The sequence below is a fragment of the Ruminococcus sp. MCC718 genome, from assembly GCF_018783905.1.
Classification (GTDB): domain Bacteria; phylum Bacillota; class Clostridia; order Lachnospirales; family Lachnospiraceae; genus Hominisplanchenecus; species Hominisplanchenecus faecis.
In genome coordinates this window covers 86,382-98,962 of sequence record NZ_WQNP01000180.1, presented here as the reverse complement: position 1 = coordinate 98,962, position 12,581 = coordinate 86,382, and the positions used below count along the sequence as shown (strand labels likewise).

Here is a 12,581-nt window from a genome sequence, read left to right as displayed (position 1 = left end):
GCAAGCAGTATTGGTGTCATGGACGCACCCTGAAAAAAGACGGTATCCCGCCAGATTTCAGATGCTCTGGTAACTCAGTTGCCGAGTAGTTCACAAAGTGCAGAAAAGATATTTCTGACAGAGAGAGAAAAGGAAAAAAGTATGAGAAAAAAAGGCAAACATATCGTATCAAAAGTACTGCCGGGAAGCATTGCAGAAGAACTGGAAATTGAACCGGGAGACGAACTGGTTTCTGTAAGCGGGAAAGAGATCGAAGATATTCTGGATTATCATTATCTGATGAATGATGAATATGTAGAGCTTCTGATACGCAAATCGAACGGGGAAGAATGGGAGCTTGAGATAGAAAAAGAATATGAAGATGATATCGGGATTGAGTTTGAAAATGGTCTGATGGATAACTATCGTTCTTGCCATAACAAATGTATTTTCTGCTTTATTGATCAGATGCCAAAAGGTATGCGTGATACACTTTATTTTAAAGATGATGATTCCAGGCTTTCTTTTTTGCAGGGAAATTATGTCACACTGACAAACATGTCGGATCATGACATTGATCGCATTGTATATTATCATATGGAACCAATGAATATTTCGTTTCAGACGATGAACCCGGATCTTCGATGCAAAATGCTGCACAATCGATTTGCCGGGGAGGCTCTGAAAAAAGTGGACCGTTTCTATGAGGCAGGGATTCATATGAACGGCCAGATCGTTCTGTGCAAAGGCGTCAATGATGGAGCAGAGCTGGATTTCAGCATACGTGAGCTGACAAAATACCTTCCGTACCTGCAAAGTGTTTCTGTCGTTCCGGTTGGGCTGTCAAAGTATCGGGACGGGCTTTTTCCGCTGGAACCTTTTGATAAAGAAGATGCAAAGAAAGTGCTGGATCTGATCCATGGATGGCAGGAAAAGGTCTGTCAGGAATACGGCATCCATTTTATCCATGCATCGGATGAATGGTATATTTTGGCCGAACAGCCGTTTCCACCGGCCGAACAGTATGATGGCTATCTTCAGCTGGAGAATGGCGTCGGAATGATGCGGCTGCTCCTTGATGAAGTAAAAGAAGAGATGGAAAACCGGACAGGCGATGACCGGAAACATACCGTTTCCCTTGCAACCGGACTGCTGGCGGCACCTGTCATACAGCAGATCGCAGACCAGCTCTGCGAAAAATATCCGAACGTGACCATCCACATCTATCCGATCGTCAACGAATTTTTCGGTGAAAAGATCACGGTCTCCGGACTTCTGACTGGACAGGATCTGAAAAAACAGCTTACCGGCAAAGAACTTGGAAAGCAGCTGCTGCTTCCGTGCAATATTCTCCGTACCGGATACGATGTTTTTCTGGATGATGTGACGGTGGGGGAACTGGAAAAATCTTTACAAGTGAACATTAATATTGTAAAATCAAGCGGTCGGGCACTGATCGAGGCCCTTTTATTGGAAACAGAGACAATCGAACATTCCTATACAGATGAGGTGAATAAATATGAGTAAACCAATCGTAGCTATTGTGGGGCGGCCAAACGTAGGAAAATCCACACTCTTTAATATTCTTGCCGGAGAAAATATTTCTATCGTCAAGGATACACCGGGCGTGACACGTGACCGTATTTATGCGGACGTAGAGTGGCTTGGCAAAAATTTTACCATGATCGATACCGGCGGTATCGAGCCGGACAGCAGCGATATCATTCTGTCACAGATGCGTGAACAGGCACAGATCGCGATCGATACCGCAGATGTGATCATTTTTATGACGGATGTAAGGCAGGGACTCGTAGATGCAGATGCACGTGTCGCAGATATGCTCCGCCGTGCGAAAAAGCCGGTGATCCTCGTCGTGAACAAAGTTGACAGTTTCCAGAAATTTATGGCAGATACTTATGAGTTTTACAATCTCGGTATCGGCGATCCGATCCCGATCTCGGCATCTTCCAAACTGGGGATCGGCGATATGCTTGATGAAGTGATCCGCCATTTCCCGGAACATGATACCGAGGAGGAAGAAGATGACAGACCGCGTATCGCCGTTGTCGGCAAGCCAAATGTCGGCAAGTCTTCAATCATAAACAGACTGCTGGGGGAGAATCGCTGTATCGTATCCGATATTGCCGGAACGACACGTGATGCGATCGATACGGCTGTTACCTGGAACGGCAAAGAATATGTCTTTATCGACACTGCAGGACTGCGAAGGAAAAGCAAGATCAAAGAAGAACTGGAACGCTACAGCATCATCCGCACGGTCACAGCTGTGGAACGTGCCGATGTTGTTGTTATGGTGATCGATGCCGTAGAGGGGATTACAGAACAGGATGCCAAGATTGCAGGTATTGCCCATGACAGAGGCAAGGGCATTGTGATCGTAGTCAATAAATGGGATGCAATCGAGAAAAATGATAAAACAATTTATAAATATACGAACGAAGTAAGAAATACACTTTCTTATATGCCATATGCGGAAATTATGTTTGTCTCCGCACTGACCGGACAGAGACTGGTAAAACTGTTTGACATGGTCGATACGATCATTGAAAATCAGACCATGCGTGTACAGACCGGTGTGCTCAACGAGATCATGACAGAGGCAGTGGCCATGCAGCAGCCGCCTTCAGATAAAGGCAAACGTCTGCGTCTGTATTACATTACACAGGTAGCGGTAAAACCACCTACATTCGTGATTTTTGTCAATGACAAAGAACTGATGCATTTTTCTTATACAAGATATCTGGAAAACAAGATCAGGGAAGCATTCGGGTTCCGCGGAACTCCGCTGAAATTTATTATCAGAGAACGTGGAGAAAAGGAGAAATAAAATATGATACGTCTGTTATGCCTTGCAATCGGATATCTGTTCGGATTGTTCCAGACAAGCTATATTTTAGGAAGAGTACATGGGATCGATATCCGGGAATACGGAAGCCACAATGCCGGTACGACCAATATGCTGCGTACCATGGGACTCAAAGCAGGTCTTCTGACTTTTGCCGGGGATTGTGGCAAGTGTATTCTGGCCGTGGTGCTGGTGAGAGTCGTATTTGGAAAAACACATGCGGATATTCTGCCATTGCTTGAGTTTTATGCGGCGGCAGGGACGATCCTGGGACATAATTATCCGTTTTATCTTGGATTTCGTGGCGGCAAAGGGATTGCAGCCACAGCCGGTCTTGTCCTGTCAGTGAACTGGATCATGGCGATCTGCGGCATCATCACTTTTTTTACTACTTTTTTTGTGACACACTATGTTTCTCTTGGCTCACTCCTTGTCTACGTCGGAATTGTGATCGAAGTGATCGTACTTGGACAGAACGGCTTTTTCCATATGACACAGCCGCACCTGTATGAACTGTATGCAGTTGCTATTTTTCTTGCTGTGCTGGCATTCTGGAAACATCGTGAAAATATCAAGAGACTGTTATCCGGAACAGAGCGTAAAACATATCTTTCATCAAAAAATAAAAAGAAATAAAAAGAAAAGCAAAATAAAAACAGAGGGGGTTTTCTTATGGCAAAAATTGGTATTATCGGAGCCGGAACATGGGGGACAGCACTTGCAGTGCTGCTGAACAACAATGGTCATGAAGTGACGATCTGGTCTATTATCCCGGAAGAAGTAGAAATGCTCCGCGCAAAAAGACAGCATGAGAAAAAACTGCCGGGTGTTATTTTGGCACCGAATATTGATGTCACCGGTGATCTTGAAGGTGCCATGACAGACAAAGATATTCTGGTCTTGGCGGTTCCTTCCCCATTCACAAGAAGCACGGCGCACAGTATGCGTGCTTTCTGCAAAGAAGGACAGAAGATCGTGGATGTGGCAAAAGGGGTCGAAGAAAAGACATTGATGACATTGTCTCAGATCATTGAAGAAGAGATTCCGCAGGCAGACGTGGCAGTGCTTTCCGGCCCGAGCCATGCAGAAGAAGTCGGAAAATGTATTCCGACAACCTGCGTTGTGGGGGCTCACAGCAGAGAAACGGCAGAATATCTGCAGAATATTTTCATGAGCAAGGTCTTCCGTGTATACACAACACCGGATATGCTTGGTATGGAACTGGGCGGTGCATTGAAAAATGTGATCGCACTGGCTGCCGGTATGGCAGACGGACTGGGATACGGTGACAACACGAAAGCGGCACTGATTACCAGAGGAATTGCTGAGATCGCACGCCTGGGGATCAAGATGGGCGGTATACCGGAAACCTTTTACGGACTGACCGGTATCGGTGACCTGATCGTGACCTGTGCAAGCGTCCACAGCCGCAACCGCAAAGCCGGATATCTGATCGGACAGGGCAAAAGCATGCAGGAAGCAATGGATGAAGTCGGCATGATCGTAGAAGGGGTTTATTCTGCAAAAGCAGCGATCCGCCTTGCACAGAAATATCAGGTAGAACTTCCAATCATCGAGCAGGTAAACAAGATCCTGTTTGAGGACAAAAAGGCGGCTGATGCCTTAAATGATCTGATGCTGCGTGACCCGAAGACAGAATCGGATGCCGGAGCCTGGAAGTAAAAGAAAAACATTGACGAAGAGCTCTCCTGGGTGTAGAGTATTATTCATAAGCAAACACTTTATCAGGTGAAAGCGTGAAAGCATAAAAGCGTTAAACCGGTAAAATGTTAAAAAATGAACAGAAACAGGAGAGGAAAAATATGAAAAAAACACTGGCATTTTTATTATCACTGGGATTGACTGTCTCCATGCTCGCAGGATGCGGAAGCAAGACAAACGAGACAACTGCGGCAACCGATGCACAGACAGAATCTGCTGCCGGTACAGAAAAGAGTACAGCAGACGATGACGCAGCAGCAACTACGACATCCGACAAAACATATAAGATCGGCGTTCTTCAGTATGTGCAGCACGATGCACTGGATGCTTCCAACGAAGGATTTTTCGCAGCACTGGATGACCTGGGGATAAAATATGACGCCGATCAGCAGAATGCTGCAGGTGAGGCTTCTTCCTGTCAGACAATTTCTGAGACTCTTGTAAATGACGGAGATGATCTGATCTTTACAATCGCAACACCGGCAGCACAGTCCGTAGCAGGTGCTACCTCAGATATTCCGATCCTGCTGACAGCCGTAACAGATCCGGCAGAATCCGGTCTGGTAGAGTCAAACGATGCACCGGGCGGAAATGTAACTGGTACTTCTGATATGACTCCGGTAAAGGAGCAGATCGATCTTCTGAAAAAACTGATCCCGGATGCAAAGACAGTCGGAGTCCTGTATTGTTCGGCAGAATCGAATTCTGTACTGCAGGCAGATATGGCAAAAGAAGCATGCAAGGCGGCAGGACTGGAAGCAGCAGATTATACCGTCTCAAGCTCAAATGAAATCCAGACGGTTGTAGAATCTATGATCGGAAAAGTAGATGTTATTTATGCACCGACTGATAACATGATTGCAGCGGGTATGGCAACCGTGGCAATGATCGCAAACGAAAATAAAATCCCGATTATCTGCGGCGAAGAAGGCATGGTAAAAGAGGGTGGACTGGCAACTTATGGAATTAATTACTATGAGCTTGGTTATAAAACAGGTGAGATGGCCGCAAAAATCCTGACAGAAGGTGCTGATCCGGCTTCTATGCCGATTGAATATCTTTCCACAGAAGAATGTTCCCTGCTGATCAACAAAGAGACTGCGGATACACTTGGCATTGATGTCTCTTCTTATGATGCAGATTCACTTTATACTGCAGAATAAGATGGTGAGGATTGTGGGAGTGCGACGCACGGAATAATCCGCAGGCATCATAGTTGGGGACTTTTGATCCCAACATCATAAGATAGGATTCTTACAAAAGCATCTCAGATTCAGACAAATAAATAACAATAAAAAAGACAAGGGAGGCAAAGGCTTCCCTTATCTTGGTGAATATGGAGGACAGTATGAGTGGTGTAGCACTTGCAATGCTTGGAGCAGTGTCTCAGGGTGTGCTCTGGGGCCTGATGGTTCTTGGCGTTTATATAACTTATAAAATATTGGATATTGCCGATCTGACCGTGGACGGCAGTTTTGCACTTGGCGGATGTGTCTGTGCGGCGATGATCGCAAACAAAGGCATGAATCCGATTCTGGCAATTCTTATCGCACTGCTTGCAGGACTTGCAGCCGGTGCAGTGACTGGATTTTTACATACCGTATTTGATATACCGGCCATCCTTTCCGGTATCTTGACACAGATTGCACTGTGGTCGATCAACCTGCGTATTATGGGCGGAAAATCCAATGTTCCGCTTCTGAAAGCACAGACTATTTTTTCAGAAGTTGTAAAAGCTACCGGACTGACACAGTCTCAGGTTTCTCTGATCGTCGGACTGATCATAGCGGCACTGATGATCGTTTTCCTCTACTGGCTGTTCGGAACGGAGATCGGTGCGGCACTGCGTGCGACCGGCAACAATGAAGCAATGATCCGTGCTCTCGGTGTTGATGCCAGAAAAACAAAAATGATCGCACTGATGCTCAGTAACGGTCTGGTGGCCGTATCTGGGGCACTGGTATGTCAGAGTCAGAAGTTCGGTGACATCAATATGGGAACCGGTGCCATCGTAATCGGTCTGGCTTCCATCGTGATCGGTGAAGTACTTCTTGGAAGACTGCGTTCTTTCGGAAGCCGTCTGATATCCGCAGTTGTCGGATCTGTGGTATATTTCCTGATCCGTGCGATCGTACTCCAGCTTGGTATGGATGCAAACGATATGAAACTCCTTTCTGCCGTGATCGTTGCACTTGCACTTTGCGTTCCGGTTGCCATCAACAAATGGAAGATCAGAAGTGCCTATAAGGAAGGAGGAAGTGACAATGCTTGAACTTCATAACGTAAAAAAGACCTTTAATAAAGGAACGATCAACGAGAAAAAAGCCCTGCAGGGGCTGGAGCTGACACTTCAGTCCGAAGATTTTGTGACGATCATCGGCGGAAACGGTGCCGGAAAATCAACGATGCTGAATATGATCGCAGGCGTTTATCCGATCGATGAAGGAAAGATCATTCTGGATGGAACCGATATTTCAAGAAAACCGGAATATGCCAGGGCAAAATATCTGGGAAGAGTATTTCAGGACCCGATGAAAGGTACTGCAGCCGGCATGGAGATCCAGGAAAATCTGGCACTTGCATACCGCCGCGGTAAAAAGCGTGGATTGAAATGGGCAATCGGAAAAGATGAGCAGGTATTTTATAAAGAACAGTTAAAAGCCCTGGATCTTGGGCTGGAAGACCGTATGACAAGCAAAGTCGGTCTGCTTTCTGGCGGTCAGCGTCAGGCACTGACACTTCTGATGGCTTCTCTTCAGAAACCGCAGCTGCTTCTGCTGGATGAGCATACCGCAGCACTGGATCCGAAAACGGCTGCAAAAGTACTGGCACTTACCGAAAAGATCATTGCGGAGCATCATCTGACAGCCATGATGGTAACACATAACATGAAAGATGCGATCCGTCTTGGAAACCGTCTGATCATGATGCATGAAGGCCGGATTATTTATGATGTGGCCGGAGAAGAAAAGAAAAACCTTCAGGTCAGCGATCTGCTTGCCAAGTTTGAACAGGCAAGCGGCGGAGAATTTGCAAATGACAGAATGATGCTTGCGTAAGAAAAACGCAAAAAGCTTGCTGATTTCACGATAATGTCTTATCATGGAATCAACAGGCTTTTTCTTTTTGCCTGAGTGGAAATGGAGGGATGCAGATGCAGTGCAAACGTTGTAAAACTTTTTTCAAATATGATAAATACGATGGGATCTGTCCGCAGTGTGCTTATTTCAACAGACCGCCCGGAATGGAAGAAGTAGATCTTTTTGAAGATGATAAACGGTTTCAGACGGAAAACTATGTGCTTCCGCAGATGGAAGGAATCCACATGGAACTGCATAAAAAATACGACAGTGATAAAAAGCCGCATAAAAAGAAAAAAACGGCAAAAAATAATGCCGGACACTTTTCAGATTATCTGGAAATAAAATCAAAGAAAAATATGGAAACAAAAAAAGATGCTGCAAACAGCAGGGTGCGTATCATTGTTTGCCTGATCGTGGCGATTATAGCTATATTATTTCAAATTTTTGAGAATATGATGTAAATTTTAGAAGAGGATATACTTTCGTCGATATCCCTGATATTATTAAAAAAAATACATCATCTCTTGTTGAGAATTCATAAACGCTGTGTTATAATGTTGTCAATATAAGGGTATTTGCGTAATTTTGCAGGTACAGAAAGGAGTAGATATCAGTGCATATCATAAAAGATGAGAATGGCAATGTTTGCCCTCATGGTCATGAGCACGGACATGCACATACACACGACGGTGTATGCCAGGAAGGCTGCAGCGGCTGTGAGTCACATGATCCGAAAAAAGAAAACATTGCACTTTTAACATATATGCTGCAGCACAATGAACATCATGCAGCAGAACTGGATCAGATGGCAGACAAATTGCGGAAAGCCGGAATGGATACAGCGGCGGAACAGATACGGAAAGCGGTTGATGAATTCCAGAAAGGCAACCTGTATCTGAGTGTAGCACTTGCCACTGTAAAAGAAAATTAACAGGAGGCGGAATTATGTGTCTTGCAGCAGTATACAAAGCTCAGGATCCGGAGACAAAACTGTTTGAATTTGTAAGCAGGATCGATGTTGACGGAGAGACAATCACCCTTACGGATGTAATGGGCGAGCAGAAAGTTCTGGAAGGTACTATCGTAATGGTAGACCTTGCAAACAGCATTGTGAAGATCAACTGCACGGAATCTTAGCAGTTATCAAATAAATTAAAATAAAATGGAGGTATGTTACTATGAAATTATCGGAAAAGATGAAAGAGAAACAGCTTCTCTCTTTTGAATTATTCCCACCAAAAACAGAGAAAGGTATGGCAAATCTGCCAGGAACGATCGAACATCTGATGGAGTTCAAACCGGAATACATTTCCTGTACTTACGGAGCTGGCGGCGGAAACGTTGGAGCAAACCGTGAAGTATGTCAGATGATCAAGAAAGCAGGTTCCATCCCTGTAACACATTTCACCGTAATCAAAAATACAAAAGAAGGTATCAGAGAACAGCTGGATCAGTACCTGGAAGAAGGGGTTGACCATATGCTGGCACTGCGCGGCGACTTCCCGATGGGTGAGACAAGCACCATGGGAGATTTCGATTACGCTACCGACCTGGTGAAATTTGTCCGTGACCAGTACGGCGATAAATTCGAAATCGCAGTAGCAGGTTCACCGGAAGGCCACATTTCCTGCAGAAGCCTGGAAGCAGATATCGCTGTTCTGAAACAGAAACAGGACAATGGTGCAGACTACATCATGACACAGCTCTGCTGGGATATGGAACAGTTCAAATACTGGCTGGATGCAATCCGAAAAGCAGGTGTTACCATGCCGGTAGACGTAGGAGTTATGCCAATTCTGGATCAGGCAGCTACGATCAATATGGCACTGTCACGTAACGGCTGTGTAATGGATCGTGAACTTTCCAGACTGATCTCCAGACACTGGCTGTTCCCAAATCCATTTGCAGCAAAAGATGCAGAGGGCAAACCTTTTGATTTATTCTATGATAAGAAAATCGCAGAATTCAAAGAAGAAGGTATCGAATACACGATCAGACAGATCGATACATACCGTGCACTGGGCGTTGAGGGCATCCATCTGTATGCTTTGAACAAATGGAAAGATGTTTCTGAAATCATCAATCGTTCCGGTCTGCGTACACTGGTATAAAGAGACAGGCAACAGGAGGAAATATTTATGGCACAGGTAATAGCCGTTGCAGGAAAAGGCGGCGTGGGAAAGACAACGCTGTGCGGGCTTTTGATACAGTATCTTTGTGAGAAGGGGAAAACACCGGTTCTTGCAGTAGATGCAGATGCCAATTCCAACTTAAACGAAGTACTTGGCGTTGAAGTGGAGATGACACTCGGTGAAGTTCGTGAGCAGATTGAAAATGCAGCGAACAGTGCAAAAAGTCCGATCCCGCCAAGTATGTCAAAAGCAGACTATGCAGAGATCATGATGAATCGCTGCCTGGTCGAAGAAGATGACTATGATATGCTCGTCATGGGCAGGACACAGGGCAAGGGATGCTACTGTTTTGTAAATGGTCTGCTTCAGGCACAGGTACAGAAACTGACACCGAACTACAAATACATGGTCGTAGACAATGAAGCAGGAATGGAGCATATCAGCCGTGGCATTTTGCCAAAAGTTGATACGATCATTCTTGTGAGCGACTGCTCCAGACGAGGTGTTCAGGCAGTTGGACGTATTGCCGGACTGGTGAAAGAGTGCGGACTTAATCCAAAACAGATCGGACTGATCGTAAACCGTGCACCGGAAGGCAAACTGAACGACGGAACAAAAGAAGAGATTGAGAAACAGGGTCTTACACTTTTTGGTGTCGTTCCGCAGGATCAGGAAGTCTATGAGTATGACTGTGACGGAAAGCCAATGACAGAGCTTCCGAAAAACGCAGCGGTAAAAACTGCACTGTATAAAATACTGGACTCTATCAGCTTATAAAACACAGCCCCTTGCGGGAAGCCGTGAGGGGATTTATTTCAAAACCCCATATCCCATGGGGGCGGATAGGATATGAGAAAACCTGTGGGATAGGAACCCATAAACAAGGAGGTAGATGATGGGAAACTTTAAATTGACAACCGTTGAAGAATTCGAAGCGGCTACAGAGAAACTTCTGGAAACAGGAAAAAAAGTAGGAGCAGATGCATGGCAGTACCGTGCAGCAAAACAGACCCCACACTGTAAATTTGGTGAGCAGGGTGTCTGCTGCCGTATCTGTGCAATGGGACCTTGCCGTATCACACCGAAGGCACCAAGAGGTATCTGCGGATGCGACGTACACGGTATCGTAGGACGTAACTACCTGAAATTTACAGCAGGCGGAGCGGCAACGCATTCTGATCACGGCCGTGAGATCTGCCACACACTGTACTGTGCAAAACCAGAAGGACCTTACAAGGTAAAAGATCCTGAGAAGCTGCTCCGTATCGCAAAAGAATGGGGTGTTGAGACAGAAGGAAAAGATATTTACGATCTGGCACATGAAATGGCATATCTTGGATTGAGCGAATACGGCAAAGTATTCGGCACACAGAACTTCTTAAAGAGAGCTCCTCAGCATACACAGGAGATCTGGGAGAGAGAAGAAATCGCACCAAGAGCAATCGACCGCGAAGTATCATGTTCTTTACATATGAGCCACATGGGATGTTCTTCCCTTCCTGAGGCACTGATCCGTCAGTCCTTAAGAGCCGGTCTGTCTGATGGCTGGGGAGGTTCCATGGCAGGTACGGAGTTCTCAGACGTTCTGTTCGGAACACCGAAACCGATCGAAACCGAAGCAAACCTTGGTGTTATGGTTGCTGAAAACGTAAATATTGTTGTTCATGGACATGATCCTTCACTGTCTGAGATGATCTGTGAATATGCAGATGATCCGGAAATGATCGCTTACGCAAAAGAAATGGGAGCAAAGGGGATCACCGTATCCGGTGTGTGCTGTACTTCAAACGAAGTTGCAATGCGTCGTGGTATTCCGATGGCAGGTAACTTCCTGCAGCAGGAAAACGTAGTATTGACCGGTGCATGTGAAGCAATCGTTGTAGACGTTCAGTGTATCTTCCCGGCACTTGGCCCTCTGAGTAAATGTTTCCATACTAAGTTTGTGACCACTTCTCCGATCGCACAGATGCCGGATGCTGAGTACATTCGTTTCAATGCAGAGACAGCAGGAGAAAATGCAAAAGCGATCGTTAAGATGGCGATCGAAAACTTCAAGAACAGAAAACCGGAACTGGTACATATTCCGGATATGAAACAGAAAGCAACCGTTGGATATTCTGTAGAAGCAATCGTAAAAACTCTGGATGGCGTTGCAAACTCTCAGGTTGATGAGATGGGAACAACAAAACCGCTTCTGGAGTGTATCACATCCGGTGTTATCCGCGGTGCAGTTGCCATGGTTGGATGTAACAACCCGAAAGTAAGACCGGATACAGCCCATATCGAGCTGATGAAGAAAATGATCGCAAACGATATCATTATCATTGCTTCCGGATGTTCTGCACAGGCTGCTGCAAAAGCAGGTCTGATGGACAAAGAAGCAAAAGAACTCTGCGGAGCAGGTCTGAAGAGAGTATGTGAACTGGCGGATATCCCACCGGTACTGCATATGGGATCCTGTGTAGATATTTCCCGTATGATGATCCTGGCAGCAGAGCTGGCAAAAGATTCCGGACTGAACATTTCTCAGCTTCCGGTTGTCGGATGTGCACCGGAATGGATGTCCGAAAAAGCAGTATCCATCGGTAACTATGTAGTAGCTACCGGTATCGATACGTTCCTGGGCGTTGATCCGTATGTATCCGGTTCTGACCAGATCGCACAGCTGCTGACAGAAGGCGTACGTGACTGGGTAGAAGCCGCATACACCGTAGAGAAAGATATCGACAAACTGGGCGATGCTATGATCGCAAGAATCGAAGAGAAGAGAACTGCACTGGGAATCTAATCTTTATGAAA

At 45.7% G+C, this 12,581-nt stretch carries 13 protein-coding genes; all 13 read left to right on the top strand.

Translation table 11 applies throughout. The features are described 5' to 3' along the window. The first annotated feature begins 141 nt into the window (after nucleotides 1–141). The 13 genes from GPK60_RS15175 (at nucleotide 142) to cooS (ending at nucleotide 12,570) form a co-directional block, all read left to right on the top strand. Nucleotides 142–1,506 carry a DUF512 domain-containing protein gene (locus tag GPK60_RS15175; protein WP_173896502.1) on the top strand — a complete coding sequence of 455 codons (1,365 nt, stop codon included), beginning with the start codon at nucleotides 142–144 and terminating at the stop codon, nucleotides 1,504–1,506. Continuing rightward, a complete protein-coding gene (gene der, locus GPK60_RS15170; RefSeq protein ID WP_147631688.1) occupies nucleotides 1,499–2,827 on the top strand; it encodes a ribosome biogenesis GTPase Der in 1,329 nt (442 codons plus the stop codon). The genes GPK60_RS15175 and der overlap by 8 nt, the downstream gene beginning before the upstream one ends. Nucleotides 2,828–2,830: 3 nt before the next feature. Then, nucleotides 2,831–3,481, top strand: a complete 651-nt coding sequence (gene plsY, locus GPK60_RS15165; protein WP_173865766.1) for a glycerol-3-phosphate 1-O-acyltransferase PlsY — start codon at nucleotides 2,831–2,833, stop codon at nucleotides 3,479–3,481. Nucleotides 3,482–3,517: 36 nt separating this feature from the next. Beyond that, on the top strand, nucleotides 3,518–4,528 hold the full coding sequence (locus GPK60_RS15160; RefSeq protein ID WP_215661000.1) for an NAD(P)H-dependent glycerol-3-phosphate dehydrogenase: 1,011 nt from the start codon (nucleotides 3,518–3,520) through the stop codon (nucleotides 4,526–4,528). Between the two features lie 140 nt (nucleotides 4,529–4,668). After that, on the top strand, nucleotides 4,669–5,730 hold the full coding sequence (locus GPK60_RS15155) for an ABC transporter substrate-binding protein (RefSeq protein WP_022119443.1): 1,062 nt from the start codon (nucleotides 4,669–4,671) through the stop codon (nucleotides 5,728–5,730). A gap of 185 nt (nucleotides 5,731–5,915) precedes the next feature. Then, a complete protein-coding gene (locus GPK60_RS15150) occupies nucleotides 5,916–6,839 on the top strand; it encodes an ABC transporter permease (RefSeq protein WP_215660995.1) in 924 nt (307 codons plus the stop codon). Continuing rightward, nucleotides 6,832–7,626: an ABC transporter ATP-binding protein gene (locus GPK60_RS15145; RefSeq protein ID WP_022119441.1), complete on the top strand. Its 795-nt coding sequence runs from the start codon at nucleotides 6,832–6,834 to the stop codon at nucleotides 7,624–7,626. The genes GPK60_RS15150 and GPK60_RS15145 overlap by 8 nt, the downstream gene beginning before the upstream one ends. Nucleotides 7,627–7,721: 95 nt before the next feature. Then, a complete protein-coding gene (locus tag GPK60_RS15140; RefSeq protein ID WP_215660992.1) occupies nucleotides 7,722–8,111 on the top strand; it encodes a hypothetical protein in 390 nt (129 codons plus the stop codon). A 152-nt stretch (nucleotides 8,112–8,263) separates the two neighbouring features. Next, nucleotides 8,264–8,581: a cobalt transporter gene (locus GPK60_RS15135; RefSeq protein ID WP_173896500.1), complete on the top strand. Its 318-nt coding sequence runs from the start codon at nucleotides 8,264–8,266 to the stop codon at nucleotides 8,579–8,581. Between the two features lie 14 nt (nucleotides 8,582–8,595). Beyond that, the gene (locus GPK60_RS15130; RefSeq protein WP_022119438.1) at nucleotides 8,596–8,787 is read left to right on the top strand and encodes a CooT family nickel-binding protein; all 192 of its coding nucleotides are present in this window, start codon (nucleotides 8,596–8,598) and stop codon (nucleotides 8,785–8,787) included. Nucleotides 8,788–8,828: 41 nt separating this feature from the next. Continuing rightward, entirely contained in the window at nucleotides 8,829–9,761 is a 933-nt protein-coding gene (locus GPK60_RS15125; protein WP_147631693.1) for a methylenetetrahydrofolate reductase, read from the top strand. A 27-nt stretch (nucleotides 9,762–9,788) separates the two neighbouring features. Next, nucleotides 9,789–10,559, top strand: coding sequence for an AAA family ATPase (locus GPK60_RS15120; protein WP_147631694.1), 771 nt, complete (start codon nucleotides 9,789–9,791; stop codon nucleotides 10,557–10,559). A gap of 118 nt (nucleotides 10,560–10,677) precedes the next feature. Beyond that, nucleotides 10,678–12,570 (top strand): anaerobic carbon-monoxide dehydrogenase catalytic subunit, encoded by a 1,893-nt coding sequence (gene cooS, locus GPK60_RS15115; protein WP_215660989.1) that lies wholly within the window; start codon nucleotides 10,678–10,680, stop codon nucleotides 12,568–12,570. Nucleotides 12,571–12,581: the final 11 nt, after the last annotated feature.

Coding starts and splice junctions, on each gene's coding strand:
- GPK60_RS15120 (WP_147631694.1), top strand. CDS start 9,789: ATGGCACAGGTAATAGCCGTTGCAGGAAAAGGCGGCGTGGGAAAGACA.
- GPK60_RS15175 (WP_173896502.1), top strand. CDS start 142: ATGAGAAAAAAAGGCAAACATATCGTATCAAAAGTACTGCCGGGAAGC.
- GPK60_RS15130 (WP_022119438.1), top strand. CDS start 8,596: ATGTGTCTTGCAGCAGTATACAAAGCTCAGGATCCGGAGACAAAACTG.
- GPK60_RS15125 (WP_147631693.1), top strand. CDS start 8,829: ATGAAATTATCGGAAAAGATGAAAGAGAAACAGCTTCTCTCTTTTGAA.
- cooS (WP_215660989.1), top strand. CDS start 10,678: ATGGGAAACTTTAAATTGACAACCGTTGAAGAATTCGAAGCGGCTACA.
- GPK60_RS15155 (WP_022119443.1), top strand. CDS start 4,669: ATGAAAAAAACACTGGCATTTTTATTATCACTGGGATTGACTGTCTCC.
- plsY (WP_173865766.1), top strand. CDS start 2,831: ATGATACGTCTGTTATGCCTTGCAATCGGATATCTGTTCGGATTGTTC.
- GPK60_RS15160 (WP_215661000.1), top strand. CDS start 3,518: ATGGCAAAAATTGGTATTATCGGAGCCGGAACATGGGGGACAGCACTT.
- der (WP_147631688.1), top strand. CDS start 1,499: ATGAGTAAACCAATCGTAGCTATTGTGGGGCGGCCAAACGTAGGAAAA.
- GPK60_RS15145 (WP_022119441.1), top strand. CDS start 6,832: ATGCTTGAACTTCATAACGTAAAAAAGACCTTTAATAAAGGAACGATC.
- GPK60_RS15150 (WP_215660995.1), top strand. CDS start 5,916: ATGAGTGGTGTAGCACTTGCAATGCTTGGAGCAGTGTCTCAGGGTGTG.
- GPK60_RS15140 (WP_215660992.1), top strand. CDS start 7,722: ATGCAGTGCAAACGTTGTAAAACTTTTTTCAAATATGATAAATACGAT.